Source organism: Pseudoduganella plicata (assembly GCF_004421005.1).
Classification (GTDB): domain Bacteria; phylum Pseudomonadota; class Gammaproteobacteria; order Burkholderiales; family Burkholderiaceae_D; genus Rugamonas; species Rugamonas plicata.
This window is the reverse complement of record NZ_CP038026.1, coordinates 5,213,656-5,239,984: the sequence shown is the minus strand read 5'-3', so window position 1 is coordinate 5,239,984 and position 26,329 is coordinate 5,213,656. Positions and strand designations below refer to the sequence as shown.

General features: G+C 66.6%; 20 protein-coding genes and 2 pseudogenes. 15 read left to right on the top strand and 7 right to left on the bottom strand.

Annotation, left to right across the window (positions count from 1 at the left end; translation table 11 throughout):
• Together E1742_RS23135 and E1742_RS23130 are read right to left on the bottom strand one after the other, a co-directional pair.
• Entirely contained in the window at window positions 1–1,572 is a 1,572-nt protein-coding gene (locus tag E1742_RS23135) for a glycoside hydrolase family 43 protein (protein ID WP_134387439.1), read from the bottom strand.
• Window positions 1,569–2,867 (bottom strand): SGNH/GDSL hydrolase family protein, encoded by a 1,299-nt coding sequence (locus E1742_RS23130; protein ID WP_229466262.1) that lies wholly within the window; start codon window positions 2,865–2,867, stop codon window positions 1,569–1,571. The genes E1742_RS23135 and E1742_RS23130 overlap by 4 nt, the downstream gene beginning before the upstream one ends.
• Window positions 2,868–3,164: 297 nt before the next feature.
• Between E1742_RS23130 and E1742_RS23125 the strand changes: the two genes are divergently transcribed.
• The 10 genes and pseudogenes from E1742_RS23125 (at window position 3,165) to E1742_RS26960 (ending at window position 15,471) form a co-directional block, all read left to right on the top strand.
• Complete coding sequence (locus E1742_RS23125; protein ID WP_134387438.1) at window positions 3,165–4,577, top strand: enolase C-terminal domain-like protein; 1,413 nt, start codon at window positions 3,165–3,167, stop codon at window positions 4,575–4,577.
• 26 nt (window positions 4,578–4,603) lie between these two features.
• Complete coding sequence (locus E1742_RS23120) at window positions 4,604–5,794, top strand: fumarylacetoacetate hydrolase family protein (RefSeq protein WP_134387437.1); 1,191 nt, start codon at window positions 4,604–4,606, stop codon at window positions 5,792–5,794.
• A gap of 20 nt (window positions 5,795–5,814) precedes the next feature.
• Window positions 5,815–6,591, top strand: coding sequence for a D-xylose 1-dehydrogenase (gene xylB / locus E1742_RS23115; RefSeq protein ID WP_134388302.1), 777 nt, complete (start codon window positions 5,815–5,817; stop codon window positions 6,589–6,591).
• The gene (locus E1742_RS23110; protein ID WP_134387436.1) at window positions 6,588–7,472 is read left to right on the top strand and encodes an SMP-30/gluconolactonase/LRE family protein; all 885 of its coding nucleotides are present in this window, start codon (window positions 6,588–6,590) and stop codon (window positions 7,470–7,472) included. The genes xylB and E1742_RS23110 overlap by 4 nt, the downstream gene beginning before the upstream one ends.
• A complete protein-coding gene (locus E1742_RS23105; protein ID WP_134387435.1) occupies window positions 7,469–9,250 on the top strand; it encodes an IlvD/Edd family dehydratase in 1,782 nt (593 codons plus the stop codon). Before E1742_RS23110 ends, E1742_RS23105 begins: the two co-directional genes overlap by 4 nt.
• 94 nt (window positions 9,251–9,344) lie before the next feature.
• Complete coding sequence (gene xylF, locus E1742_RS23100; RefSeq protein ID WP_134387434.1) at window positions 9,345–10,349, top strand: D-xylose ABC transporter substrate-binding protein; 1,005 nt, start codon at window positions 9,345–9,347, stop codon at window positions 10,347–10,349.
• 11 nt (window positions 10,350–10,360) lie between these two features.
• Complete coding sequence (xylG, locus tag E1742_RS23095; protein WP_134387433.1) at window positions 10,361–11,881, top strand: D-xylose ABC transporter ATP-binding protein; 1,521 nt, start codon at window positions 10,361–10,363, stop codon at window positions 11,879–11,881.
• A gap of 12 nt (window positions 11,882–11,893) precedes the next feature.
• On the top strand, window positions 11,894–13,036 hold the full coding sequence (locus E1742_RS23090; RefSeq protein WP_134387432.1) for a sugar ABC transporter permease: 1,143 nt from the start codon (window positions 11,894–11,896) through the stop codon (window positions 13,034–13,036).
• 21 nt (window positions 13,037–13,057) lie between these two features.
• A pseudogene (locus E1742_RS26965) lies at window positions 13,058–14,217 on the top strand (glycoside hydrolase family 3 protein); the annotation flags it as partial.
• A gap of 36 nt (window positions 14,218–14,253) precedes the next feature.
• Window positions 14,254–15,471, top strand: a complete 1,218-nt coding sequence (locus E1742_RS26960; protein ID WP_371860238.1) for a glycoside hydrolase family 3 C-terminal domain-containing protein — start codon at window positions 14,254–14,256, stop codon at window positions 15,469–15,471.
• Between the two features lie 18 nt (window positions 15,472–15,489).
• On the opposite strand, the gene E1742_RS27180 is transcribed toward E1742_RS26960, so the two are convergent.
• The 3 genes from E1742_RS27180 to E1742_RS23070 all read right to left on the bottom strand — a co-directional run bounded on the left by E1742_RS27180 (window position 15,490) and on the right by E1742_RS23070 (window position 18,356).
• Complete coding sequence (locus E1742_RS27180) at window positions 15,490–17,022, bottom strand: methyl-accepting chemotaxis protein (protein WP_276528539.1); 1,533 nt, start codon at window positions 17,020–17,022, stop codon at window positions 15,490–15,492.
• A gap of 344 nt (window positions 17,023–17,366) precedes the next feature.
• A complete protein-coding gene (locus E1742_RS26270; protein WP_166793544.1) occupies window positions 17,367–17,678 on the bottom strand; it encodes a hypothetical protein in 312 nt (103 codons plus the stop codon).
• An 18-nt stretch (window positions 17,679–17,696) separates the two neighbouring features.
• A complete protein-coding gene (locus E1742_RS23070; protein ID WP_134387431.1) occupies window positions 17,697–18,356 on the bottom strand; it encodes a thiol:disulfide interchange protein DsbA/DsbL in 660 nt (219 codons plus the stop codon).
• Window positions 18,357–18,570: 214 nt separating this feature from the next.
• Between E1742_RS23070 and E1742_RS23065 the strand changes: the two genes are divergently transcribed.
• The 3 genes and pseudogenes from E1742_RS23065 (at window position 18,571) to E1742_RS23055 (ending at window position 22,462) form a co-directional block, all read left to right on the top strand.
• Complete coding sequence (locus E1742_RS23065) at window positions 18,571–20,742, top strand: M1 family metallopeptidase (protein ID WP_134387430.1); 2,172 nt, start codon at window positions 18,571–18,573, stop codon at window positions 20,740–20,742.
• Entirely contained in the window at window positions 20,739–21,593 is an 855-nt protein-coding gene (locus E1742_RS23060) for a hypothetical protein (RefSeq protein ID WP_134387429.1), read from the top strand. The genes E1742_RS23065 and E1742_RS23060 overlap by 4 nt, the downstream gene beginning before the upstream one ends.
• A 99-nt stretch (window positions 21,594–21,692) precedes the next feature.
• Window positions 21,693–22,462 (top strand): annotated as a pseudogene (locus tag E1742_RS23055) (DODA-type extradiol aromatic ring-opening family dioxygenase).
• A 105-nt stretch (window positions 22,463–22,567) separates the two neighbouring features.
• Here the strand turns inward: E1742_RS23055 and ylqF are convergent.
• On the bottom strand, window positions 22,568–23,518 hold the full coding sequence (gene ylqF, locus E1742_RS23050; RefSeq protein ID WP_134387428.1) for a ribosome biogenesis GTPase YlqF: 951 nt from the start codon (window positions 23,516–23,518) through the stop codon (window positions 22,568–22,570).
• Window positions 23,519–23,638: 120 nt separating this feature from the next.
• Here ylqF and E1742_RS23045 point away from each other — a divergent pair, with 120 nt between their 5' ends.
• The gene (locus E1742_RS23045) at window positions 23,639–24,331 is read left to right on the top strand and encodes a hypothetical protein (protein WP_134387427.1); all 693 of its coding nucleotides are present in this window, start codon (window positions 23,639–23,641) and stop codon (window positions 24,329–24,331) included.
• Between the two features lie 56 nt (window positions 24,332–24,387).
• Here the strand turns inward: E1742_RS23045 and E1742_RS23040 are convergent, their stop codons facing one another.
• Window positions 24,388–25,314 carry a histone deacetylase family protein gene (locus tag E1742_RS23040; protein ID WP_134387426.1) on the bottom strand — a complete coding sequence of 309 codons (927 nt, stop codon included), beginning with the start codon at window positions 25,312–25,314 and terminating at the stop codon, window positions 24,388–24,390.
• 93 nt (window positions 25,315–25,407) lie between these two features.
• On the opposite strand from E1742_RS23040, the gene E1742_RS23035 reads away from it, so the two are divergent.
• Window positions 25,408–26,328 (top strand): AAA family ATPase, encoded by a 921-nt coding sequence (locus E1742_RS23035; protein WP_134387425.1) that lies wholly within the window; start codon window positions 25,408–25,410, stop codon window positions 26,326–26,328.
• The last annotated feature ends 1 nt before the right edge of the window (window position 26,329 follow it).

The window sequence follows — 26,329 nt, the reverse complement described above, 5'->3', positions numbered from 1 at the left end:
TCAGTCTCCCAGCGGTTCGTAGTCGAACCAGTCGAAATCGGACGGCGGCATGTCGCCCTTGCCGCTGGCCGTCATGCCGACAAACACGCCCGTAAAACCGCCTGCGCTTTCCGACGACAGCGCCGCCGTGGGCGCCGCACCCAGCGTACGCAGCGACGATCCTTGCGCACGGTACGCGAATTCGTAACGGTCCGGCCAGGCGCGGATCGACAGCTCGACCGGCCCGGCTGGCACCTGCGAAGTTGCCACGGTGCGCGACTTGCCTTTGACGCGCGTGACCAGCTCCACGTGCCGCTGCGGCGTACCGGCGATGCGCAGCTGGTAATGGTTGTTTTCATTCTGCCGCAGTACCAGCCCGGCCGTCTGGCCGTCCGCACGCGGCGTGAAATCGAGCAGCGCTGCCGCCCGCATGTTCAGGTGCTGCTGGCGCCGCGCCACAAATGCGGGCGCCGCCACGTCGTCCAGCGTGTCGGCCGAGCCTTTCAGGCGCAGCATGCCGGGCCGCTCCGTCAGCGAGAGCAGATGCGGGATCGGTGCGCGCAAGTACGTCCACTCCAGGCCCAGGCGGGCCTCGGTAAAGTCGGTACGCACGGGTGCCGCCGACCATGGATGCGCCGGCGGCAGGCCCGCACCACTCATCTCCAGCGCCAGCGGCTTGCCGTTATTTACCTCCAGCCAGCCGTCCTTCCACGCCACCGGCGCCAGCAGCGTCTCACGCCCCAGATGGTGGTGACGGCCCTGCGGACGGACACCCAGCATCACCATCCACCATTTGCCTTCGTCCGTTTGCACCAGATCGCCGTGGCCGGTTGCCTGCAGCGGCAGGTCCGGCTTGTCGCGATGCGTCTGCACGGGATTGCGTGGATCGGCCTCGAACGGTCCCCAGGGCGACTTCGAGCGGGCCATCGTGATGGCATGGTCGTACGACGTGCCGCCCTCCGCGACGGTCAGGTAATACATGCCGCTCACCTTGTACAGGTGCGGCCCTTCGGGCCACACGCCACCCGTGCCGGGCCAGATGGGACGCGGCTCTTCGGCCAGCCGGCCAGTCTGCAAGTCGATCTGCGACTGGTAGATGCCGCCCTTTTCGCCGCCGCCGTGGCGGGTAAAGTAGACCTTGCCGTCATCGTCGAAGAACAGCGACGGGTCCATCCACGCCTTCGCCTCCTTCAGCCAGACGGGGTCCGACCACTCGCCGGCCGGGTCGCCCGTCGTCACGTAGAAATTGCCGCCGTTGTCGATATTGGTCGTGATCAGGTAGAACCTGCCGCCCTCGCAGCGCAACGTCGGGGCGTAGATGCCGCGCGACGCCCGCTGCCCGGCCAGTTGCAGCTGGCTGGTGCGCGTCAGCGCATGGCCGATCTGGCGCCAGTGCACGAGATCGCGGCTGTGGAAGATCGGCACGCCGGGGAAGTATTCAAAACTGCTGGTGGCAAGGTAGTAGTCCTTGCCGACGCGGCAGATGCTGGGGTCGGGATGAAAGCCCGGTATGACCGGGTTGCGGTAGGTGGCCGCCGCTTCGGCGCCGCCTGCCAGCAGCGCCGCCAGCGCGAATGGGACGAGGTGCTTCATCGCGCGCTCCCCGGCGCATATGCGCACTTGCGCAACGCGGCGAGCGGCACCGCCTCCGCCAGCGCACGCATGCCGGCTGGAGAAGGATGCAGGCCGTCGCCCTTGTCGTACTCCTTGCGGATCAGTTCCGGCCGCGCCGGATCGCGCAGTGCCGCGTCGAAGTCCGCCACGCCGTCGAACACGCCGGCGCTGCGGATCCAGTCGTTGAGCTGGCGGCGGTCCGCCTCGTTCACGGGCGCCGGCTTGTAATAGTCGCTGCCGGCGTACGGCGTGATCGTGCCGCCGATGACGCAGACGCCTTGCGCGTGCGCCCGCTCCACCAGCTGGCGGTGCGCCAGGCGCAGGTCCTCCAGCATCCGCGCGCGTGCTGCGGGGTCGTCCGGCTTGTTGCGGTGCAGGCCGCCCAGGTCGTTCACGCCGATCATGACGACCGCATGCGTCACGCCGGCGCGCCCCAGCACGTCGCGTTCGAAGCGCGACACGAGGTTCGGTCCCAGCCCGTCGCGCAGCATGCGCCCGCCGCCGATGCCGGCATTGACGACACCCATCGGGGTCTTCGCCGCGCGCAGGCGCCCGGCCAGCAGGTCGGGCCAGCGGTTGTTGCCGTCCGTCGTGGCGCCATTGCCGTCCGTGATCGAATCGCCGATGGCGACAACGGCGCGCGTGCCTCGCGGCGCCTGCACTTCGACGTCCGCCAACGCATACCAGTGCTCGACCTTCGTCGGCTCGTCCAGCGTGGCCGCGGCCACCTGGTTGCCGCCGCCGACAAAGCTGGTCGCGCGCGAGCCGGGGTGGCCCGTCTGGCGCGCCGGCGCATCCTTGAAGTACAGCGAGATGGCCAGGTCGGCGCCGGCCTTGTGCGTCAGCGCGACCGGGTCGCTGTAGTATTCGCCGCCGGCGGGAATCGTCACGCTGGCGCGGCCGTCAAAGGTCAGCGTCCGCGTGGAGCCCGGATCGATGGCGGCATCGCCCGGTGCGCGCGCCAGCGCGATACCGGCGCCATCGACGACCAGCGGCTCGGTGCCGAACGCATTGCTGACGCGTACGCGCAGGCGCTCGCCGCCCAGCGACGTATGGACGATCTGGCGCAGCGTCGCGTCGCGCCAGTACTGCGGTGCCAGCTCGTTGTGGTGTTCGGGGATTTGCTGCGCCGCGCCCCAGGAGGCGACCCAGTGCGGCGCGGGAGAAGTATTGGGGGGTTGCGCGGCCGCGCCGGCGGCAAGCGCCATCCCGGCCAGCCACGCGCCCAGGGCGTGACGGCGCATATGCCGGGTGCCCGGCAGTCTGTTCTGCATTCCTGTTGTCTCCGTTATGGCCGGCCCGGGGTCTTTTGCCCCACGTCTCGACCGTTGCTGTTGCCAGGATTTTGCTGTCGTTCGCTTCCATTGCCGCATGCCGGCGATGGCACGACACGTCAATCTCGTCAGCGCCGCCGGTCCGCCGAACCGTAGACTTTTTTACATCCGGACGTGTTGACTTGCCCCGCCAATTGCCGCACACTTCAGAAATGTTAGCGCTATTCATTTTAGGTCAACAGAATGGTACGCGCAACAAATCATAAAAGAGACTTGGCAAAAGAGACGGCAGGAGACATGGCAACAGACCTGATAACAGGCAGCGCCGGCAGCCCGGAATCCCCAGGATCCCCCATCGTCACATCGATGCAGGTGATTCCCGTGGCGGGCCGCGACAGCATGCTGTTCAACCTGTGCGGCGCGCACGCACCGTATTTCATCCGCACGCTGGTGCTGCTGCAGGACAGCGCGGGCCGCACCGGTATCGGCGAAGTGCCCGGTGGCGCCGGCATCACGGGCGCGCTGGAACGCGTCGTCCCGATTGTCGTCGGCACGCACACTGGCCGCTACAACCGCACGCTCAATGCGGTGCGCGCCGCGATCGCCGGCCAGGACAAGGGCGTCATCAAGCACGAGGTCACTTCCGCCGCCGAAGCGGCCGTGCTGAAACAGCCGCATGAAATCAACCTGCGGCTGGAGAACGTCATCACCGCCATCGAGGCGGCGCTGCTCGACCTGCTGGGCCAGTACCTGGGCGTTCCCGTCTGCGAACTGCTCGGGTCCGGGCAGCAGCGCGACAAGGTGCCGATGCTGGCCTATCTGTTCTATATCGGCGACCGTACCCGCACCGACCTGCCCTACCAGGCCGGCAGCGGCGATGCGAACGACTGGTACCACATCCGCCATCAGGAAGCCGTGACGCCGGCCGCCATTGCGCGCCAGGCACAAGCCACCGTGGCACGCTACGGCTTCAAGGACTTCAAACTGAAGGGCGGCGTGATGCGCGGCGCCGACGAGATGGAAGCGGTGGCCGCCATCAAGGCACGCTTCCCCGATGCGCGCGTGACGCTCGATCCGAACGGCGCCTGGTCGCTGGACGAAGCCATTGCACTGTGCCGCGGACAGGGCCACCTGCTGGCTTACGCGGAAGACCCGTGCGGCCCGGAACACGGCTACTCAGGCCGCGAGATCATGGCGGAGTTCCGTCGTGCCACCGGCATCCCGACCGCCACCAACATGATCGCTACCGACTGGCGTCAGATGGCGCACTCGCACCTGCTGGGCGCCGTGGACATTCCGCTGGCCGACCCGCACTTCTGGACGATGCAGGGCTCCGTACGGCTGGCGCAGCTGTGCCACGACTGGGGCCTGACGTGGGGCTCGCATTCGAACAACCACTTCGACGTGTCGCTGGCGATGTTTACGCATGCGGCAGCCGCGGCACCGGGCCGCATCACGGCCATCGACACGCACTGGATCTGGCAGGAAGGCGAGGAACGCCTGACACGCGAGCCGCTGCAGATCGTCGACGGCAGCGTGGCCGTACCGGACAAGCCCGGCCTGGGCATCGAACCGGACATGGAGCGCATCATGGCGGCGCATGCCCTGTTCAAGCAGGTGGGTGCCGGCGCGCGCGACGATGCGATGGCCATGCAGTACCTGATACCCGGCTGGACGTATTCGCCGAAGCTGCCCAGCCTGGGCCGCTGATTCACCCTACAAACCGAGGAGACATCATGAAGGAAGCGTCAGCCCAGTCGCTGTTGCCGTCCGACCTGTCGGACGCACTGCTGGTCGGCCGCGTGTGGCGCGGTGGCGCCATCGACGGCCCGTGCGTCGTTGCCGTGCGCGCCGGCGAAGTGTATGACATCACCACCCACGTGGCCACCGTGTCCGACCTGTTCGAGCGCGAGGATGCGGTCGCCCTGGCCCGTTCCGCGCCGGGCGACCACCTGGGCTCGGCCCAGCAGCTGATCGACGCGGCGCTGGCCGGCCGGAACGAGGACGTGCGCCTGCTGGCGCCATGCGACGTGCAGGCCATCAAGGCCTGCGGTGTCACGTTTGCCGTCAGTCTGCTTGAACGCGTGATCGAAGAGCAGGCTGGCGGCGACGCCGCCCGGGCCGACAAGCTGCGCAGCGAGCTGCTGGCCACCATCGGCGCGGACCTGTCCAGCATCAGGCCCGGCTCCCCGGACGCGGAAAAGCTGAAGCAGGAATTCATCAGCCGCGGCGCCTGGTCGCAATACATGGAAGTAGGCATCGGCCCGTATGCGGAAGTGTTCTCGAAGTCGCAGCCGATGGCAGCCGTCGGCTTCGGGGCCGACGTGGGCCTGCACCCGGACTCGAAGTGGAACAACCCGGAGCCGGAGATTGTCCTGGCCGTGAACAGCCGCGGCACCGTGGTCGGCGCCACCCTGGGCAACGACGTCAACCTGCGCGATATCGAGGGCCGCAGCGCCCTGCTGCTGGGCAAAGCCAAGGACAACAACGGCTCCTGCGCCATCGGCCCGTTCATTCGCCTGTTCGACAAGAACTTCACCCTCGACACCGTGCGCAATGCGGAAGTGCACCTGACCATCGAAGGCGCGGACGACGGCTTCGTGCTCGACGGCGCGAGCATGATGAAGCAGATCAGCCGCGACCCGCTCGACCTGGTGGGACAGACCTGCGGCAAACACCACCAGTACCCGGACGGCTTCATGCTCTTCCTCGGCACGATGTTCTCGCCGATCAAGGACCGCGACAGCGCCGGCTCCGGCTTCACGCACCACCTGGGCGACCGCGTCACGATCGCGACGCCGGCGCTGGGTGCGCTGATCAATCACGTCCAGCGCAGCGACCAGATCGCGCCATGGACCTTCGGCGTTCGCGCCCTGTACGGCAACCTGGCCCGGCGCGGCCTGGCATCGACAATTGGAGAGAAATAATGAGTGAAGCAAAAACGGCGATGGTCTATGCAACCTACCCTGACCTCGCCGGCAAGCGGGTCGTCGTCACGGGCGGCGGCACCGGCATCGGTTCGGCCATCGTCGACGCGTTCGCCCGCCAGGGCGCGCAGGTCGTTTTCCTCGACATCGCCGACGAAGCGTCGCACGCGCTGGCGACTGGTCTGGCCGGCGCCGAAGGCGTGGGACACGTTCCCCGCTTCATTCACTGCGACCTGACAGACCTGGACGCCGTGGGCAGGACGTTCGCGCAGATTGCCGACGAAATCGGCCCCGTCGAAATCCTGATCAACAACGCCGCCAACGACCACCGCCACAAGGTGCACGAAGTCACGCCGCAGTACTGGAACGACAGCCTGGCCGTGAACCTGCGCCATCAGTTCTTCTGCGCGCAGGCGGTGGCCGGCGGCATGAAGGCGGCCGGCGGCGGCGTGATCCTGAACTTCGGTTCGATCTCGTGGCACCTGGCGCTCGACAGCCTGTCGCTGTACATGACTGCCAAGGCGGCCATCGAAGGCATGACGCGCGGCCTGGCGCGCGACCTCGGCGGCGACGGCATCCGCGTCAACACGATCATTCCCGGCTCCATCAGGACGCCGCGCCAGATGGCCCTGTGGCACTCGCCGGAAGACGAAGCCAATATCCTGGCCGCGCAATGCCTGCACGAGCGCGTGGAAACGGAAGACGTGGCGGCACTGACGCTGTTCCTGGCGTCGAACAACGCCCGCCGCTGCTCCGGCCGCGATTATTTTGTCGACGCGGGATGGTACGGCGCATGAACGCCCAGGCGATCGCGCCAGAATGCATCTGGCCCGTCGGCGCCAAGCTGGGCGAAGGCCCGGTCTGGCATGCGGACGAAGGGGTGCTGTACTTCGTCGACATCAAGGGACGCAAGCTGCACCGCTGCGGCCCCGATGGCGGCAACCGCGAGACGTTCGACATGCCGGACGAAACGGGCTTCGCACTGCCGGTGCGCGGCGGCGGCCTGATTTGCGGCCTGCCTGGCCAGCTGGTACATTACGACCCGGCGCGCGCCACGTTCAAGCCCGTGCTGACGCTGGAAGATCAGCTGCCGGGCAACCGCATGAACGACGCCAGCGTGGCCCCGGACGGCGCGCTGTGGTTCGGCTCCATGGACAACGCCGAGGAAGCGCCGACCGGCGCCCTGTACCGTTTCGACGGCGCGCTGCGCCGCCATGACCACGGCTACGTCATCACCAATGGTCCGGCATTCAGCCCGGATCGCAGGACCTTCTACCACACGGACACGCTGCAGAAACGCGTCTACGCGTTCGACGTCGATGCCGCCGGCGCCCTGTCGAACCGCCGCACGTTCGTCGAAATCGCCGGCAGCGGCTACCCGGACGGCACCAGCGTGGATGCCGACGGCTGCGTGTGGGTCGCGCTGTTCGGCGGCGGCCGCGTGGAGCGTTACTCGCCCGCCGGCGAGCTGCTCGACTTCGTCGTGTTCCCGTGCCCGAACGTGACGAAGATCGCGTTCGGCGGCCCGGACCTGCGCACGGCCTTTGCCACCACCGCCTGGAAAGGCATGAGCGACGAGGAACGCGGGCGCCACCCGCTGGCCGGCGCGCTGTTCGCCTTCCGCGTGCCCGTGCCCGGCCTGCCGGCGCATCAATACATCATGGACAAATTCGCATGAGCGCCGAAAACACCACCCGCCGCTACCGCTCGCAGGACTGGTTCGACAATCCCGACTTCATCGACATGACCGCGCTGTACCTGGAGCGCTTCATGAACTACGGGATCACACCGAGCGAGCTGCGCTCGGGCAAGCCGATCATCGGCATCGCCCAGTCGGGCAGCGACATCAGCCCATGCAACCGCATCCACCTGGAGCTGGCCAGGCGCGTGCGCGACGGCATCCGCGATGCGGGCGGCATTCCGATGGAATTCCCGCTGCATCCGATCTTCGAGAACTGCCGCCGCCCCACCGCCGCCATCGACCGCAACCTGGCCTATATGGGACTGGTGGAAATCCTGCACGGCTACCCCATCGACGCCGTCGTGCTGACGACCGGCTGCGACAAGACGACGCCGGCGCAGATCATGGCCGCGTCCACCGTGGACATTCCCGCCATCGTGCTGTCCGGCGGCCCGATGCTGGACGGCTGGCTCGATGGTGAACTGGTCGGTTCCGGCGCCGCCATCTGGAAGGGGCGGCGCCGCCTGGCCGCGGGCGAGATCGACAATGAGAAATTCCTGCAGATTGCCGCCGCTTCGGCGCCGTCCGCCGGGCACTGCAACACGATGGGCACGGCGTCGACGATGAACGCCATCGCCGAAGCGCTGGGCATGTCGCTGACCGGCTGCTCCGCCATTCCCGCGCCGTACCGCGAACGGGGCCAGATGGCCTACGAGACGGGCCGGCGCATCGTCGAACTGGCGAAGCTGGACGTCAAGCCATCCGATATCCTGTCGCGCGACGCGTTCCTGGATGCGATCGTCGTCAACGCGGCCATCGGCGGCTCCACCAACGCCCAGCAGCACATCATCGCCATGGCGCGCCATGCCGGCGTCGAGCTGCGGCTGGAAGACTGGATGGAATACGGCCACGACGTGCCGCTGCTGCTGAACATGCAGCCTTCGGGCAAATACCTGGGCGAGCGCTTCCACCGCGCCGGCGGCGTGCCCGCCGTGATGTGGGAGCTGCTGCAGGCCGGCAAGCTGCGCGCCGACCGCCCCACCGTCACCGGCAGGACGATGGCGGCGAACCTGGAAGGCCACGAAAGCGTCGACCGCGAGATGATCGCGCCGTTCGACCAGCCGCTGAAAACGGCTGCGGGCTTCTTTGTCCTGAAGGGCAACCTGTTCGACTTCGCGATCATGAAGACGTCCGTCATCTCGCCGGAGTTCCGCGCCCGCTACCTGTCCAAGCCCGGGCAGGAAAACGTGTTCGAATGCCGCGCCATCGTGTTCGACGGTTCCGGCGACTACCACGCCCGCATCAACGACCCGAGCCTGAACATCGACGAGGATTGCATCCTCGTCATCCGTGGCGCGGGTCCCATCGGCTGGCCCGGCTCCGCCGAAGTGGTCAACATGCAGCCGCCCGATGCGCTGATCAGGCGTGGCGTGAAGAACCTGCCGACCCTGGGCGACGGCCGCCAGTCCGGCACGTCGGACAGCCCATCGATTCTGAACGCGTCGCCGGAAGCGGCGGTGGGGGGCGGCCTGGCGTACATCCGTACCGGCGACACGGTCCGCATCGACCTGAACGCAGGCACGTGCGACATGCTGGTCGACGACGCGGAGCTGGCGCGCCGCAAGGAAGAAGGCATTCCGCCCGTACCGCCAAGCCAGACGCCGTGGCAGGAAATCTACCGTGCTACCGTGGGCCAGATGCACACGGGCGCCTGCATGGAGCTGGCCGTCGAATACCGCGGCGTCGCCAATGTCATGCCGCGGCATAATCACTAGAAGGTAACCACCAGAGAAGCACTATTCACCAGGCAGACAACCATCATCCACCCCAAGAACAAGAGGCCGCAAAGGCCCTTAACCAGGAGACTGTATGAACAAGCTGTTGAAAACCGCCGTTGTCGGCGCCCTGCTCGCCCTGTCCTGCGGCGCCGCCCACGCGGACGCCAAGAATCCCAAGATCGGTTTTTCCATTGACGACCTGCGCCTGGAACGCTGGGTGCGCGACCGCGACTTCTTTACGGCCGAGGCCACGAAGCTGGGCGCGAAAGTGTACGTCCAGTCGGCCGACGCCAACGAGCAGCGCCAGATCTCCCAGATCGAGAACCTGATTTCGCGCGGCGTGGACGTGCTGGTCATCGTGCCGTACAACGCGACGGTACTGAACAACGCCGTGCGCGAAGCGAAAAAGGCGAAAATCAAGGTGGTGTCGTACGACCGCCTGATCCTGAACGCCGACATCGACGCCTATATCTCGTTCGACAACGAGAAGGTGGGCGAGATGCAGGCGCAGGGTGTCGTGGCGGCCAAACCGAAGGGTAACTATTACCTGCTGGGCGGCGCGCCGACCGACAACAACGCCAAGCTGCTGCGCGAAGGCCAGATGAAGGTGCTGCAGCCGCTGGTCGACAAGGGCGACATCAAAATCGTCGGCAAGCAATGGGTCAAGGACTGGAGCGCTTCCGAGGCCATGTCCATCGTCGAGAACGCGCTGACGGCCAACAACAACAAGATCGACGCGATCGTCGCCTCCAACGACGGCACCGCGGGCGGCGCCATCCAGGCGCTGACGGCGCAGAAGCTGGCCGGCAAGGTGCCGGTGTCCGGCCAGGATGCCGATATCGCCGCCGTCAAGCGCGTCATCGCCGGCACGCAGACGCTGACCGTCTACAAGCCGCTCAAGCTGATCGCCAGCGAGGCGGCCAAGCTGTCGATCCAGCTGGTGCGCAACGAGAAGCCGGCCTACAACGCGCAGTACAACAATGGCCTGAAACAGGTCAGCACCCTGCTGCTCAAACCCATCCCCCTCACGAAAGCCAATGTGCAGACGCTGGTGGACGACGGGTTCTACACGAAAGCCCAGCTGAGCGCCAACTGACAGGACAACGCATGAACGAGTATCTGCTCGAAATGAGGAACATCGTCAAGCAGTTCGGCGGTGTGCGGGCATTGAACGGCATCGACATCAGGGTCAAGGCCGGCGAATGCGTCGGCCTGTGTGGCGAGAACGGCGCCGGCAAGTCGACGCTGATGAAGGTGCTGTCCGGCGTCTACCCGCACGGCACCTATGACGGCGAGATTTTCTGGCAGGGCAAACCGTTGAAGGCGACGTCGATCCGCGAGACGGAGGCGGCCGGCATCGTCATCATCCACCAGGAGCTGATGCTGGTGCCGGAGCTGTCGGTGACGGAGAATCTGTTCCTCGGTAACGAGATCAGGCTGCCCGGCGGACGGATGGACTACGACGCGATGAACCGCCGCGCCGTGGAACTGCTGGCCGAACTGAATATCCGCGACGTCAACGTCGTGCTGCCCGTCAAGCAGTATGGCGGCGGCCACCAGCAGCTGATCGAGATCGCCAAGGCGCTCAACAAGAACGCCAGGCTGCTGATCCTGGACGAGCCGTCGTCGTCGCTGACGTCGTCGGAAATCGCCGTCCTGCTCGACATCATGCGCTCGCTCAAGGCCAAGGGCGTCACGTGCATCTACATCTCGCACAAGTTGGATGAGATCGCGGCGATCTGCGACACGATCGTGACGATCCGCGACGGCCAGCATATCGCCACCACGCCGATGCGCGAGATGAGCGTGGAGCGCATCATCTCGCAGATGGTGGGCCGCGAGATGAACCAGCTGTATCCGAAGCATGAACATGCGCTGGGCGAGGTCGTGTTCGAGGCGCGCAACGTGACGTGCTGGGATCCGGACAACCCGCAGCGCAAGCGGGTCGACAACGTGTCGTTCAACCTGCGCCGTGGCGAGATCCTTGGCATCGCCGGCCTGGTGGGCGCCGGCCGCACGGAACTGGTCTCGGCCATCTTCGGCGCCTATAACGGGCCGTACGAGGCGGAAGTCCTGCTCGAAGGCCAGCGGCTCGATACGGGCACGCCCCTGAAGGCCATCCGCAACGGCCTGGCGATGGTGCCGGAGGACCGCAAGCACCACGGCATCGTGCCGGACCTGACGGTCGGCCAGAACATGACGATGGCGGTGCTGCGCGACTTCGCGCACGCGACCCGCATCGATGCCGAGGCAGAGCTGCGCACGGTGCGCGAGGAAGTCAAGCGCCTGAAGCTCAAGACGGCCAGCCCGTTCCTTTCGATCACAAGCCTGTCCGGCGGCAACCAGCAGAAGGCCGTGCTGTCGAAGATGCTGCTGACGCGCCCGAAGATCCTGATCCTGGACGAGCCCACGCGCGGCGTCGACGTGGGCGCCAAGTTCGAGATCTACCAGCTGATGTTCGACCTTGCCAGACAGGGCATGTCGATCATCATGGTGTCGTCCGAGCTGCAGGAAGTGCTGGGCATCTCAGACCGCGTGCTCGTGATCGGCGAAGGAAAACTGCGCGGCGACTTCGTCAACGACAACCTGACGCAGGAAACGCTGCTGACCGCGGCAATCACCCACTGACCCTCCATTCCCATGCAAAGCAACCAACTCAAAAAGCTGTTTACGCAATATAAGATGCTGGCGCTCCTGATCGCCATCGCGCTGATCTGGGGCTTCTTCACATGGAAGACGGAAGGCGGCTTCATCACGCCGCGCAATATGTCGAACCTGATGCGCCAGATGGCCATCACCGGCATCGTCGCCTGTGGCATGTCGCTTGTCATCATCGCCGGCGAGATCGACCTGTCGGTCGGCTCGCTGCTGGGCCTCCTGGGCGGCATTGCCGCCGTGCTGGACGTCACGCACGGCATGTCGCTGCCCATCAACCTGCTGATCGTTCTTGGCGTCGGCTTGTTCATCGGCCTGTTCAACGGCTACCTGACGGCCTACCTGCACATCCCTTCGTTCATTGTCGGCCTCGGCGGCATGCTGGCCTACCGCGGCATCGTGCTGGGCGTGACGGGCGGCGTGACGGTGGCGCCCGTGTCGCCGGAGCTGGTGCACCTGGGCCAGGGCTACCTGGCGCCGCAACTGGGCCTGCTGCTGGGCGTCGTGCTGTTTGGTGTGGCGGTGTTCCTGACGTGGCGCCAGCGCGCCAGCCGCGCCAGGCACGGGCTGGAGCAGGCACCCATCTGGCGCGACGCGCTGCGCCTGGTCCTGATCGCCGCCGTGCTGGCGGGCTTCGTCACGACGCTGAACAGCTACGAAGGCATTCCGCTGCCCGTGCTGCTGCTGCTCGCGCTGCTGGCCGTCTTCACGTACATGACGACGCAGACCGTGTTCGGCCGCCGCATCTATGCCGTCGGCTCGAACATGGAAGCGACACGCCTGTCCGGCATCAACGTCAAGGCCGTCAAGCTGTGGATCTTCGGGATCATGGGGCTGATGTGCGCCCTGGCCGGCGTGATCAACACGGCCCGCCTGGCGGCGGGTTCGCCGTCGGCCGGCATGTCCGGCGAACTCGATGCCATTGCCGCCTGCTTCATCGGCGGCACGTCGATGCGCGGCGGCTCGGGCACCGTGTACGGCGCGCTGATCGGCGCGCTGGTGATGGCCAGCCTGGATAACGGCATGTCGATGCTGGACGTCGATACCTACTGGCAGATGATCGTCAAGGGCTTCATCCTGACGCTGGCAGTCTGGGTGGACGTGGCGACACGCGCCGGCAAGCGCTGAAAATAAAACGGAGGAGACAAGATGACTGACAAGACCAACCCCGAACGCCGGCAGTTCCTCACTTCCATGACGGGCCTGGCGGCCATCGCATCGGCGCCCACGCTCGCGCTGGCCGCCACCGATGCGCCCCCGCCGTACAAGGACCCGGCCGCGCCGGTGCCGAAACGCGTCGACGACCTGTTGAAGCGCATGACGCTGGAGGAAAAGATCGCGCAGATGGACTGCGTCTGGCAAGAGAAGAACCTGATCGAGGAAGCCAACGGCGACTTCGCACCGGCCAAGGCGTCGCAGCGGTATCCGCACGGCCTGGGCATGATGGCGCGGCCGTCCGACCGCCAGGGGCAGGCCAGCGCGGACAGCGCCAAGCCCGGCGGCGCCGGCGACAGCGGTGCCCGCGCCAACCGCACCGCGCTGGAAACGGCCACGTACGTGAACGCCGTACAGAAGTGGGCGGTCGAGCAGACGCGCCTGGGCATCCCGCTGTTCATGCACGAGGAAGCGCTGCACGGCTATGTGGCGAAGGACGCGACGTCGTTCCCGCAGGCGATCGGCCTGGCATCGAGTTTCGATCCCGCGCTGGCGCAGAAGGTGTTTTCCGTCGCCGCGCGCGAGATGCGTGCGCGCGGCGCCAATTTCGCCCTGGCGCCGGTCGTGGACGTGGCGCGCGAACCGCGCTGGGGCCGCATCGAGGAAACCTATGGCGAAGACCCGTTCCTGTGCGGCGAGATGGGCAAGGCCGCGGTACTCGGCTTCTCCGGCACGGACCGCAAGCTGGCAAAGGACAAGGTGCTGGCCACGCTGAAGCACATGACGGGCCATGGCCAGCCGGAATCGGGCACGAATATCGGGCCGGCCGAAGTGTCGGAGCGCACCTTGCGCGAGGAATTCTTCCCGCCGTTCGAGAAGCTCGTGCGCGAGACGCCAGTGGCCGCCATCATGCCGTCATATAACGAGATCGGCGGCGTGCCATCGCATGCCAACCGCTGGCTTCTGAACAAGGTATGCCGTCAGGAGTGGGGTTCAAGGGCGTCATGGTGTCGGATTACTTCGGCATCAAGGAGCTCGTCACGCGCCATCGCCTGGCGGACACGCCGAAGGACGCGGCGCTGTACGCGATCAGGGCCGGTGTCGACATCGAGACGCCGGACGGCCACGGCTACCGCGAGCTGGCGCAGCTGGTCAGGGAAGGCAAGGTCAAGGTCGCGGAGATCGACACCATGGTGCGCCGCATCCTGGAACTGAAATTCAACGCGGGCCTGTTCGAACAGCCGTACGTGGACGCGCAGGCAGCGGACGGGCTGACGGCAACGGCGGATGCCGTCGCCCTCGCCCGCGAAGCTGCCGTGCGTTCCGTCGTGCTGCTGAAAAACGACAAGGGCCTGCTGCCTTTGAACAGCAAGAAGGTCGGCAAGCTGCTGCTGCTTGGCACCCACGCGAAAGACACGCCCATCGGCGGCTATTCGGACGTGCCGCGCCACGTGGTGTCGATTCACGACGCGCTGCAGGCCGAAGCAAAGGCGCAGGGCTTCGGCTTCGATTACCGCGAAGCCGTGCGCATCACCGAGGAACGCATCTGGGGCAAGGACGAGATCAAGTTCACCCCGCCGGAGGTCAACGCGCGGCTGATCGCGGAGGCCGTGGCGGCGGCGAAGAACGCCGACACCATCGTCATGGTCCTGGGCGACAACGAGCAGACCAGCCGCGAGGCGTGGGCGGACAACCACCTGGGCGACCGCAACAGCCTGGACCTGATGGGCCAGCAGAACGAGCTGGCAAACGCCATCTTCGCGCTGGGCAAACCGACGGTCGTGTTCTTGCTGAACGGCCGTCCATTGTCGGTCAACCTGCTGGCGCAGCGCGCCGACGCGCTGGTCGAAGGCTGGTACCTGGGCCAGGAAACGGGCCACGCCGCCGCGGACATCCTGTTCGGCCGGGCCAACCCGGGCGGCAAGCTGCCCGTGTCGATTGCCCGCGACGTGGGCCAGCTGCCGATCTTCTACAACCACAAGCCCTCGGCCCGGCGCGGCTATATCGACGGCAGCACCAAGCCTTTGTTCCCGTTCGGCTTTGGCCTCAGCTACACGAAGTTCGACATCGCCGCGCCGCGCCTGAAGAAATCGTCGATCGGCCTGGCCGACAGCACGCAGGTAGAAGTGGACGTGACGAACGTGGGACCGGTCAGGGGCGACGAAGTCGTGCAGCTGTACATCCGCGACGACGTCTCGTCCGTGACGCGCCCCGTGCTGGAGCTGAAGGGCTTCCAGCGCGTGACGCTGAACCCCGGCGAGAAGAGGACGCTCGTCTTCGATATCCGGCCGAGCGACCTGTGGTTCTTCAATGTGGACATGAAGCGCGTCGTCGAACCGGGCAGCTTCACGATCCATGTGGGGCCGGACAGCGTGGACCTGAAGTCCGTCAAGCTGATGGTCGGCTGAGAAACCCCGCTTTCGCCTTTACGCGAGGCGGAAGGTACTGACGATGGCCGCCAGGTTCTTCGCCTGCGCGGCCATCGAATCGGCGGCCGCCGTCACCTCTTCCACCAGCGCGGCATTGCGCTGCGTGGCCTCGTCCATCTGGCCGACCGCCTCGTTGACCTGACCGATGCCGCGGCTCTGCTCTTCACCGGCGAGCGCGATCTCTCCCATGATGCCCGTGACACGGCGTACGCTGGCGACGACTTCGTTCATCGTGCCGCCCGCGGCGTCGACGAGACGCGTGCCCGCATCCACGCGCTGCACCGAGTCGTCGATCAGTTCCTTGATTTCTTTTGCAGCCGAGGCGCTGCGGTGTGCCAGGTTGCGCACTTCCGAGGCGACAACGGCAAAGCCGCGTCCCTGTTCGCCGGCGCGCGCCGCTTCCACCGCCGCGTTCAGCGCCAGGATGTTGGTCTGGAACGCGATGCCGTCGATGACGCCGATGATGTTGACGATACGCCTGGCGGCGTCGCTGATCGAGTCCATGCAGCCGACAACTTCCGCCACCACCTGGCCGCCCTTCACGGCGACCTCGGAGGCCGTATTGGCCAGCGCGTTCGCCTGGCGCACGTTCTCCGAATTGAGGCCCACGGTGGAAGTCAGTTCTTCCATCGCGGCCGCCGTTTCCTCGAGCGAACTGGCCTGCTCCTCCGTGCGCGTCGACAGATCCATATTACCGGCGGCGATTTCCGCCGATGCCGTCTCGATGACGTCGGTGCCCGAGCGGACCTGCTGCACCAGGCCCGCCAGGCTGTCGCGCATCGAACGCATCGCGAACAGCAGGCTGGCGTTGTCGTCCGTGCGGTCCAGTTCAATGGGTTGGGAGAGGTCGCCGGCCGCGATCGACGATGCGATCGACGCCGCATAAGCCGGTTCGCCACCCAGTTGACGCATGATGGTGCGGGTGATCGCCAGCGCGACGCCGATGGCGATCAGCACCGCTGCGGCCGCGAACGCGATGCTGTACGTCTCGATCGCGCCCGTGCGCGCGGCCAGTTCGACCTTGGCGTCGGCGACCGTGGTTTCCTTGGCCTTGCGCAGTTCCAGGATGTGGCCGCGGATCTTGCGCCAGACCGGGGTTTCCTTCGCGTTCAGCGTGGCGATGGCGGTCGGCTGGTCGGGCACCGCCAGCTTGACAATCTCGTCCTGCAGGCCGCTTTGCTGCGCATGCAGGTCCTTGATGTCGGCCAGGATTTTCGACGCCGCCGCGTCATCGCCGGACAGCTGCTCGGCCCTGGCGAGCGCTTCACGGAAATCCTTGCGCGCCGTCGCCAGATTCTTGTAGCCCTGCTGGTTCTGCGGCGACAGGATGATATTGCGCAGCGCCTGGCCCATTTGCAGGCCCTGCGCATACAGCGCATCGCTGACGCTGAGGAAGGCCTGGTCGCGGTCGATGAAGGTATTGAAGCTTTCCTTGGCCGAGCGCATGCCGATCAGCGCGGTGGTGATGGCGACGATGAACACCACCAGAACTGCACCGAAGGCGGCCAGCATTTTTGTCCGTAATTTCACGATAATTCCCAAGAACTGTTAAACACATATGTGATAACTGTGAATATTGCCTTAAGGAATGGTCTGTGAATATGAAAACATGCGATTGATGAACTTGCGTGCAACAATCCGAGGCATGTACACAACAGCTTGATTACAAAGAATATTTTTAATGAAACGGGCCCGCCGAAAGCGGCTCGGTGCAGAGCACGCGGAGGCCGCAGACACAGCAGTCTGCTCTGCCGCCGCCTGTCACAGCCCTGTTCTCCAGCAGCGCAGCGTTGGCGGGCAGGATGCCGGAGACCACGATGCGTAGGCAAACAAAAAGGCCCGCTGCAACAGCGGGCCCATTCCGGCATCGGCGCTTACTTCTCCGGAGACAAATGCCCCAGCGCATACGTCAGATGCTGCCACCAGTGCTCGCGCGAACGCACGGTCAGCAGGCACGTCTTGTCCACTTCTTCCTTGAAGACGCGGTCCTGGCATTGCTTCGTCATCAGCGCGTTGCGCTGGTTCTCCGCGTTGACCAGTGCCGCGCCGAACCACGCCAGCAGCAGGGCCAGCACCACGACCAGGCTCCAGCCCAGGTGGTTGACGTTGCTGGCGCTGAACAGCCGCTTCTCGTCCGGCGCCAGCGCATCGTACATCTGCATGACGTCTTTTTCCCGCTCGCTCATGGTGCCGCTCCTTCCTGCTTATTTCTTCTCTGCCGCGACCTTCGCCACCAGCGCGTCCAGCACGGCCAGCGTGTTCTTGCCGGCCTGCAGTTCGGGCATGTTCGGTGCGCCCGCGATGGTTGGCGACGTGACGTAACGCCCGTCGACGACGATCGTCGGCGCGCTCTCGACCTTGTAGGCGCCGATGGTGGCGCTCAGCCGCTTCAGTTTGGTCAGCACGCCGAACGAGTTGAAGAACTGCTGGTACTTGGCCTTGTCGATGCCGTTCTTGACGAGGAAGTCCAGGATCTGCTCGTCGCTGCGGTAGATACGATCGCGCTGCACGTGGATCGCGTTAAAGAACTTCGGATGGAACTGCTCGGCCTGACCCATCGCTTCCAGCGTGAGGTAGGCGTGCGCCAGCGGGTCCTTCTCGCCGCCGGCCGGGAAGTGCAGGCGGCGGAAGGCGATCTTGTCGCCCTGCTTCTTCACCCATTCCGACAGCATCGGGTCCAGTGTATTGCAGTGCGGGCACGTGTACATGAAGAATTCGATGACCTCGACCTTCTTGCCCGTGTCGGAGCGCACGGGCTGTGCCAGCGTCTGGTAGCCGGCGCCGTCGCGGATCTCGGCGGCGCGGGAGGTGGCGGTAAATGCCAGCAGGGCGGTGGCGGCAAGCATGAGGCGCAGAAAACGCATGATCTTCCTTCTTGTCTGGTTGCGGAAAACGGCCATCGGGAAGGGCTGCCCTCCCGACGGTAAACGCCGCGAGATTACCACCTTTTGGCGCCCCGGTTCACCCCCGCGGCGAAATTAAGGCGGGTTTAAGCCCCGGCGGTCCCGTGTGCACGGCACGCCACAACAGCGGGGCAAACCGTTATAGTGACAGCATCGCTACCTCGACAGGTGCACCATGCCGCCTTGCCGTTCGCTCAAGATCCTTGCCGCTGCCGCGCTGGCCGCGCTGGCTGTCCATGCGGCCACCGCCGCGCCGCCAACGCCTGACGATATCCCGATGGCGCCGGCCAATGCCGCCGCCGTGCGCACGCCCAGCGCGCCGAACGCCTGGGGCGGCCCGCGCACCGGGACCGAGGCTACACTGTCCGACCGCGTCGCCAGTTACCGGATCGACGCCACCCTTGACCCGATCCGCCACACCGTCGAGGCGCGCCAGCAGCTCACGTGGCGCAACCGCAGCGACCGGCCGGTGCGCAGCGTCTATCTGCACCTGTACCTGAATGCGCACCGCAACGAGAACAGCACGTTCTATACGGAAGAACGGCATGGCGGCGAAGGATTCCGCTCGGGGCTGGACGCGGGGGACGAGAAATACGGCTACACGGAGCTGCGCTCGGTCACCCAGAACGGGCGCAAGGTGCCGTGGACATTCGTGCAACCCGATGGCGGACCGGCCACGGACCGCACGGTGGTGCGCTTCGACCTGCCCGAGCCCGTGGCGGCGGGCGCCAGCACGACGCTCGATATCGCTTTCTTCGACCAGCTGCCGCGCGTGACGGTGCGCACGGGTTACTTCGATACCTTCCACCTGGTGGCGCAATGGTTTCCCAAGATCGCCGTGCTGGAACTGCCGGGCGAACGGGGCGCCACGACGGTGCGCTGGAATGCCCACGAGTATCATGCCGAGTCGGAGTACTACGCGGACTTCGGTCATTACGATGTGCGTCTGACGGTACCGAAGGGCTATACGGTCGGCGCGACGGGCGAGCCGCAGGGCGCGCCCGTCGAGAAGAACGGCCTTGTCACGCATCGCTTCGTGCAGGGCGACGTGCACGATTTCGCCTGGACGGCGGACAGCCGCACGGCCCCGCCGCTGCGCGCCACGTACAAGGGCGCGGCCGGCCACGCGGTGCAGGTCACCGTGCTGTTCCCGCCCGAGTACCGCTCCAATGCGGCGCCCGTGCTGAAGGCCACGCTCGATTCGCTGGCGTACTTCGAACGCACGCTGGGCCCCTACCCTTACCGCGCCGTCACGGCGGTGATCCCGCCGTTCAACGGGCGCGAAGCCAGCGGCATGGAATACCCCACGTTCTTCACGGCCGACAGCGTGCCCGACCCGGCACCCGGCACGATGGGGGAGATGACGCTGGACTTCGTCACCATCCATGAATTCGGCCACGGCTATTTCCACGGCATCCTGGCCAGCAACGAGTTCGAGGAACCGATACTGGACGAAGGCCTCAACGAATTCTGGGACCAGCGCATGCTGCGGGCGCGCGGGCAGCGGCTCTATGCGACCAATTCGCTGCTGCGCCGCCTCGGCTTCGCGCCCGCCTTCGACGTGTTCGGCTTCGAGCGCATCGGCCTGTCGCTGGACGAGCCGGCCGACCCATTGGGTGAAAACGCCTGGGGACGGCTGGAAGGCGTCGGCCCCGTGTACGCGCGCACGGCGCTGATGCTGCACGACCTGGAGGCGCAGCTGGGCAAGGACACGATGGAGCGGGCGATGCGCGAATACTACCGCCGGTGGCAATTCCGTCACCCCAGCACCGCGGATCTGCGCGCAACGCTGGCGGAGGTCAGCGGCCGCGCGGACCTCGTCAACACGGTGTTCGAGCAGCAGGTCTACGCGACCCAGGCGGTGGACGATCGCATTGCCGACTTCACCAGCGAAGAAGTGGTACCGCAGCCGGGCTGGGAGCTGGTGGGCGGCAGGTACGTGAACGTCACGCTGGAGCAGGCCGACGAGCGCGCGGAAGCGGCGCGGAAGCGGTGGCGCAAGGCGAACCCGGATGCGCGCGACGGCACGGGGCCGTACCCGTATCGCACCGCCGTCGTGCTGCGCCGGCGCGGCGCGGCGGTGCCGCAGACGCTGGTCGTCACGTTTGCCGACGGCAGCCGCGAGACGGTGCAGTGGAACGGTGCCGAAAAGTGGCGCCGCTTCGAATGGGTACGGCCGGCGCAGGCGATTTCGGCGCAGCTGGACCCCGACCGCCGGCACCTGCTCGATGCGAACAAGCTCGATGACGGCCGCACCCTGGCGCCGGACACCAGCGCGACCCGGCGCTGGACGCTGGACTTCGGCACCATCGTACAGACCTTACTGGCCCTGCTGGCGACCGTATGACATCGATCCTGAGCCTGTCCGCCCGCGCCGCGCTGCAGTGGCGCCTGTTGCTGCTGTGGGCCGCGTGCGTGCTGCTGCCTACCCTGCTGCTGGCCATACCCGTCTACAGCCTGCTGGCGGGACAACTGGACTATTCGACGCATGCGCCGGCGCTGGCACGCGCCCTCGACATCGTCGCCCTCGGCGACCTGGCGACGGTGCTGGGGCGACAGATGCCCGCCATCGGCACGGCGGGCTTCGGCGCGCTGGCGCTGACGTTGGCGTTGTCGCCGTTGCTGTCGGGTGCCGTCGTCGCCGCGGCGCGCGCGCCGGACCAGTTGCGTTTCAGAGCGCTGCTGGCCGGCGCGCTGGCCGAGTATCCGCGCATGGCCCGCATGCTGTGCTGGGCGGTGGTGCCGCTGGGCGCGGCCGTTTTTCTCGGCATGTGGCTGCTGGACATGGCCCGGGCCCACGGCCGCACGGTGATACTACCGGAGGACGCGCGCAATGCCACGCTCGCGGCCGGCGCGGCGGCGGCGCTGCTGGTCCTGTTGGTCAACCTGACGCTGGACGCGGGGCGTGCCGCACTGGCAACCGACCGCCGCCGCACGTCGGCGGTGGCCGGGTGGTGGCGCGGCCTTGGGTTGCTGGCGCAGCGGCCCGGACCCGTGCTGAGCGCCTATGCGCTGTTCACGGTAGCGGGGCTGGTACTGGCGGCCTCGCTGGCGCTGGGCCGGCTGCAGGTGCCGCCGGTGGGACCGGTGCAGCTGATCGCCGCGCTACTGCTGACGCAGCTGATTGCGCTGGTGATCGGCTGGATGCGCGTGGCGCGGCTGTTTGCGCTGGTGCGGGTGGCGATGCTGGTGCGCTGACCCGGCAAATCGAACGTCAGTATCGATATTCTGGCCGTTGTGGTGGCATGCCGCGCTGCCATATAGTGCGTATCGACGAACGACGAGCACGGAGAACAAATGCCTCAGCTACCCACTTACTTCCTGTCGCATGGCGGCGGCCCATGGCCGTGGATGCGCGAACAGTTCGGCCAGGCGTACGATGCGCTCGATGCATCGCTGCGCGACATCGTGCGCCAGATCGGCGGCAAGCCGAAGGCCGCCGCGACTTCATGATCTCGTCCGGCACGCGGCCGCCGATGATCTACGACTACGGCGGCTTCCCGCCGCATACCTACGCGATCCGGTATGACGCGCCGGGCGAACCGGCGCTGGCCGCGCGCGTACAGGCGCTGTTGCGGGAGGCGGGCCACGGGGCCGTGCTGGACGATGCACGCGGCTTCGATCACGGCACGTTTTCCGCGCTGTACCCGGTGTTTCCCGAGGCGGACGTGCCAATCGTGCAGCTGTCGCTGCGGCATGGACTCGATCCGGCAGAGCACGTGGCGGTCGGCCGCGCGCTGGCCGCGTTGCGCAGCGAGGGTGTACTGATCGTCGGCAGTGGCCTCAGTTACCACAACCTGCGCGCGTTCAATGGGGCGGGCGCCGCGGCGTCGCATGCGTTCGACGCCTGGCTGCGCGCGGCGATGGCTTTGCCGCCGCAGGAGCGCACGGCGGCCTTACTGGAATGGGAGCGGGCACCGGCCGCGCGCCAGGCGCATCCGCGCGAGGAACACCTGCTGCCGCTGATGGTGGCGCTGGGCGCGGCGGAGGACGATGCTGCAACCGTCGTCTATCACGAAGAGGATTTCTTCGGGGCCTTGGCGGTGTCGAGTTTCAGGTTCGGGTAGACTGCGGCAGTAGCCGGCCGCCGGCGGAGCCAAAAACCGGGGTCAGTCCTCCGATCAAGCCGCAGGCGGGCGCTGACCGGACCACTTGCCGGGGGCAGACCCCTATCAGGTTCCTCGCTTGCCGCGCATCTTCTCGGCTTCCTTCTCGGCGGCCTTGATGGCGGCCTTCTCGGCCTTGATGCGCTCGGCCTCCCGGTACTCGGCCAGCGCTGCGGCGCGCGTTTCCGGCGTCTCCAGCGAGATGCGACCCAGCGCGCCGCTGCGGTAGTCCTGCAGCAGCATGTGCGACGCCTTTTCGAAATCCCAGTCGCCGCCGCGCATGCGGTAGCCGCGCTTCTGCGCCAGCCCTTCCACGACGGCGATGCCGTCCATGCCGTCCAGGCTCTTGAAGCCGTAGCGCGCCTGCACCAGTTGCGGATAGCGGCGCAGCAGCTCCTCGGCCAGCCAGGTTGCCACTTCTTCCTCAATCAGCGCATTGGCGCCGATGGCGTGGCTGGCGGCCAGCGCCAGCCCGTCGCTCGGCATTTCGATCTTCGGCCACAATAAACCTGGCGTGTCGATGATGGCCGTGTTCAGGTCCAGGTAGATTTTCTGTTGCGTTTTGGTGACAGCCGGCTCGTCGCCCACCTTGGCGACGCGGCGCTTCAAGAGCGCGTTCATCAACGTCGATTTGCCGACGTTGGGAATGCCCATGATCATCATGCGCAGCGGCTTGGTCGCCACGCCGCGATGCGGCGCCAGCGCGCGGGCCTTGTCAATGACTTTCGCCACGTCCGCCGGCTTCTTGGTCGTCATCGCATAGGCCGTCACGCTGCTGTCCTGCTCGAAGTGGCGCACCCACGCCGCCGTGGCGTCCGGGTCCGCCAGGTCGATCTTGTTGAGGATCTTCAGGCATGGCTTCGCACGGAACTTGCGCAGTTCCTCCACCAGCGGATTGCAGCTGGCGGCGGGCAGGCGGGCATCGACTACTTCGATGACGACGTCGACGTCCGCCATCTGTTCCGCCGCCTTTTTCTTGGCGGCGTTCATATGCCCGGGGAACCATTGGATAGCCATGCTCTTGCCTTCAGAATCGTTGGAACAATCCGCTATTTTACCGAGGAAACCGCACAGCGCCTATTTTCTCGGCAGCAAGTCGCTGGTACCATTGCCCTTTGCCTGTCCGCTCTTCGCCCCATGAAACGCCAACTCCTCGCCTTCCTGCTTGCCGCCCACGCGTGCGCCAATGCCGCCCCCGTCGTCGAAGTGGCCGGCATACGCGATCCGGAACTGAAAGCCTATCGCACGATGGTCAAGGGACTGGACGCGTTCGAGCAGGAGCGCGCGCACGCGCCGCAGGGGGTACTGCGTTTCCTGCTGCGCCCCGGCGCGGGCGAATCGCTGGAAGGCCTGACGTTGAAGATCAGCGGCGACAAGGTGACGGTGCCCGTGGAGCTGGCGGCGGACGGCGGCTTCGTGCTGCCGCGCAGCGCGGCGGCGCTGGAGGATCGGGCGGAACTGGTGCTGAACAAGAAACGCAATTCGTTCCGCTGGCGGCCGGAGGTGCGCAGTCCAGGCGTGCCGGCCGGCGCGCGCCGGCTGGGCGACCTGCGCCTGCAATGCGCCGTGCAGTGGGCTATCGACCGGGAAGCGCTGACACCGCAGGCGCGCGGCGCCCTCGATGCGAGCGGCGGACCATGTCATTCGCCGCTGGCGCATACCGGCTTCGAAGCGCCACAGCCGCTGCGGGCCGCGTGGCTGCGCGAGGGCTCGCGGCGCGAGGCGCTGCCCGTCAACCGGCAGCGCAACCGCACGTTCACGCCGCCGCTGGCCGATGGCGGGTGGGGCGACGACGCGGTGGTGGAATTCGATTATTCGACGATCAACTGAGGCGTTCGGGCACTGGCACCTTCAGGTCGGTCCGCCGCGCGGCCAGTCCCCGGCGTTCAGATCTCCGCCAGCGCCTTCACATGCGCCACCACGCTGCGCCCCAGCGCGGACAGGTTGTAACCGCCCTCCAGGCAACTGACGATGCGCCCCCTGGCGTGCTTCTTCGCCACCGCCATCAGCTGCTCCGTCATCCACGCGTAATCCGCTTCGACGAGGCCCATGCCGCCCAGGTCGTCCTCGCGGTGCGCATCGAAGCCCGCCGAAATGAAAATCATCTCCGGCTTGAACGAGTGCAGCGCCGGCAGCCATTTGTCCAGCACCAGCTGGCGTACCACATCGCCCTTCGTGTACGCGGGCACCGGCACGTTGATGCGGTTCGGCGTGATCGGCAGCGCGTCCACATACGGGTAGTACGGGTGCTGGAAGAAGCTGGCCATCAGCACGCGGCGCTCGTCGCGAAACGCTTCCTCGGTGCCGTTGCCGTGATGGACGTCGAAGTCGACGATGGCCACGCGCTTCAGGCCGCGCCCGTCCAGCGCATGGCGCGCCGCGATGGCGACGTTGTTGAACAGGCAGAAGCCCATTGGCGCCGATGGCCGCGCATGGTGGCCGGGCGGGCGCACGGAGCAGAATGCGTTGTCGATCTCGCCATCGATGACGGCGTTGGTCGCGGCGACGGCCGCACCGGCGGCGCGCAACGCGGCCTGCCAGCTGTGCCGGTTCAGTGACGTGTCGCCGTCGATCGGATAGTAATCGTCGCCTTCATGCGGCTGGGTCCTGACGATGGCAATCGCATTGGGCGAGTGGTTGCGGGCGATGGCTTCCATGTCGGCCAGCGGCGCTTCGCGGTGCTCGATCAGGTCGTCGATGTGGGAATTGATCAGCTGGTCGGCGATGGCCAGCAGCCGCGCGGGCGATTCGGGGTGCCACTCCCCCATTTCGTGACGCTGGCAATCGGGATGGCTGTAAATGGCTGTCGTCATTTTGCTGTGGTTTGCCCCACTCGTTTCTGTACCGCATGATGGATGGCGCAAGGTAGAATCCCCTGCATCACGGACACCACTATAACAGACACCATGTACGCCAAATTGCACGCCGTCGCGCGCCAGGTGGGGACGGTCATCGTCGGCAAGGACCTGCAGATCCGCCAGGCGCTGACCTGCCTGCTCGCCGGCGGCCATCTGCTGGTGGAGGACGTGCCGGGTGTCGGCAAGACCACGCTGTCGCACGCGCTGGCGATTTCGCTGGGACTGCAATTCAACCGCATCCAGTTCACCAGCGACCTGCTGCCGGCGGACGTCGCGGGCATCTCCATCTACGAGCGTGAAAAGAACGGCTTCGTGTTCCATCCTGGTCCCATCTTCACCCAGGTGCTGCTGGCCGACGAGATCAACCGCGCCACGCCGAAGACGCAATCGGGCCTGCTGGAAGCGATGGAGGAACGCCAGGTGACGGCCGACGGCGTCACGCGAGCGCTGCCGGCGCCATTCTTCGTCATCGCCACGCAGAATCCGACCCACCAGATCGGCACGTTCCCGCTGCCCGAATCGCAGCTGGACCGCTTCCTGATGTGCCTTTCGCTGGGCTACCCCGACGCGGCGGCGGAGCGCGCACTGCTGATGGGCGAGGACCGCCGCGCGCTGCTGAAAACCCTGCCCGCCGCGATGACGCCGGACGAGCTGGCGGCCGCGCAGCGGGGCCTGCGCGACATCCACACATCGGGCGCGCTGATCGACTACATCCAGGCGCTGGCCCAGGCGTCGCGCCAGAACGGCTCGTTCGCGGAGGGACTCAGTCCGCGCGCGGCGCTGGCGCTGGTGCAGGCCGCGCGCGCATGGGCGGCATTGGAAGGGCGCGACCACGTCATTCCCGAGGACGTGCAGGCCGTGCTGGTGCCCGTCTGCGCGCACCGGCTGCGGCCGGTGAAATCGGCGCACGGCGTGGCGCTGGCCAGCCGCGACCTGGTGCTGCGGTTGCAGCAGTCCGTGCCCGTCTAGC

Coding starts and splice junctions, on each gene's coding strand:
- E1742_RS23130 (WP_229466262.1), bottom strand. CDS start 2,867: ATGCAGAACAGACTGCCGGGCACCCGGCATATGCGCCGTCACGCCCTG.
- xylG (WP_134387433.1), top strand. CDS start 10,361: ATGAACGAGTATCTGCTCGAAATGAGGAACATCGTCAAGCAGTTCGGC.
- E1742_RS23105 (WP_134387435.1), top strand. CDS start 7,469: ATGAGCGCCGAAAACACCACCCGCCGCTACCGCTCGCAGGACTGGTTC.
- E1742_RS26270 (WP_166793544.1), bottom strand. CDS start 17,678: ATGAGCGAGCGGGAAAAAGACGTCATGCAGATGTACGATGCGCTGGCG.
- xylF (WP_134387434.1), top strand. CDS start 9,345: ATGAACAAGCTGTTGAAAACCGCCGTTGTCGGCGCCCTGCTCGCCCTG.
- ylqF (WP_134387428.1), bottom strand. CDS start 23,518: ATGGCTATCCAATGGTTCCCCGGGCATATGAACGCCGCCAAGAAAAAG.
- E1742_RS23120 (WP_134387437.1), top strand. CDS start 4,604: ATGAAGGAAGCGTCAGCCCAGTCGCTGTTGCCGTCCGACCTGTCGGAC.
- E1742_RS23040 (WP_134387426.1), bottom strand. CDS start 25,314: ATGACGACAGCCATTTACAGCCATCCCGATTGCCAGCGTCACGAAATG.
- E1742_RS23135 (WP_134387439.1), bottom strand. CDS start 1,572: ATGAAGCACCTCGTCCCATTCGCGCTGGCGGCGCTGCTGGCAGGCGGC.
- E1742_RS23065 (WP_134387430.1), top strand. CDS start 18,571: ATGCCGCCTTGCCGTTCGCTCAAGATCCTTGCCGCTGCCGCGCTGGCC.
- E1742_RS23045 (WP_134387427.1), top strand. CDS start 23,639: ATGAAACGCCAACTCCTCGCCTTCCTGCTTGCCGCCCACGCGTGCGCC.
- E1742_RS23035 (WP_134387425.1), top strand. CDS start 25,408: ATGTACGCCAAATTGCACGCCGTCGCGCGCCAGGTGGGGACGGTCATC.
- E1742_RS26960 (WP_371860238.1), top strand. CDS start 14,254: ATGGTGCGCCGCATCCTGGAACTGAAATTCAACGCGGGCCTGTTCGAA.
- E1742_RS23070 (WP_134387431.1), bottom strand. CDS start 18,356: ATGCGTTTTCTGCGCCTCATGCTTGCCGCCACCGCCCTGCTGGCATTT.
- E1742_RS23060 (WP_134387429.1), top strand. CDS start 20,739: ATGACATCGATCCTGAGCCTGTCCGCCCGCGCCGCGCTGCAGTGGCGC.
- xylB (WP_134388302.1), top strand. CDS start 5,815: ATGGTCTATGCAACCTACCCTGACCTCGCCGGCAAGCGGGTCGTCGTC.
- E1742_RS23125 (WP_134387438.1), top strand. CDS start 3,165: ATGGCAACAGACCTGATAACAGGCAGCGCCGGCAGCCCGGAATCCCCA.
- E1742_RS23110 (WP_134387436.1), top strand. CDS start 6,588: ATGAACGCCCAGGCGATCGCGCCAGAATGCATCTGGCCCGTCGGCGCC.
- E1742_RS23090 (WP_134387432.1), top strand. CDS start 11,894: ATGCAAAGCAACCAACTCAAAAAGCTGTTTACGCAATATAAGATGCTG.